Here is a 313-nt window from a genome sequence, read left to right on the forward strand (position 1 = left end):
TCTTATCTTGTATTCACCTTCCTTCCATTCCTCTTCCATTTCTCTCTCTTATACTCCTCTGTCCCTTTTTTTTTTTTTTTTTCTTTTCTTTTTTTTTTTTTTTTCTTTCTTTTTTTTTTTTTTTTTCTTTTTTTTTTCTTTTTTTTTCTTTTCTTTTTTTTTTTTTTTTCTTTTTTCTTTTTTTTTTTTTTTTCTTTTTTCTCTTTTTTTTCTCTTTTTTTTTCTTCTTTTTTTTTTTCTTTTTTTTCTCCTTTTCTTTTTTTTTTTTTTCTTTTTTCTTTTTTTTCTTTTTCTTTTGCTTTTTGTTTTTTTT

Annotated in this window: 1 protein-coding gene; it reads right to left on the minus strand. The window is 17.9% G+C overall.

Annotated features, from left to right (window positions below):
- Positions 1-2 precede the first annotated feature (2 nt).
- Positions 3-313 (minus strand): hypothetical protein (locus MTCD1_RS20910; protein ID WP_200818647.1); only part of this gene is annotated, 311 nt, incomplete at its 5' end.

Source organism: Colwellia marinimaniae, assembly GCF_002207865.1.
Classification (GTDB): Bacteria; Pseudomonadota; Gammaproteobacteria; order Enterobacterales; family Alteromonadaceae; genus Colwellia; species Colwellia marinimaniae.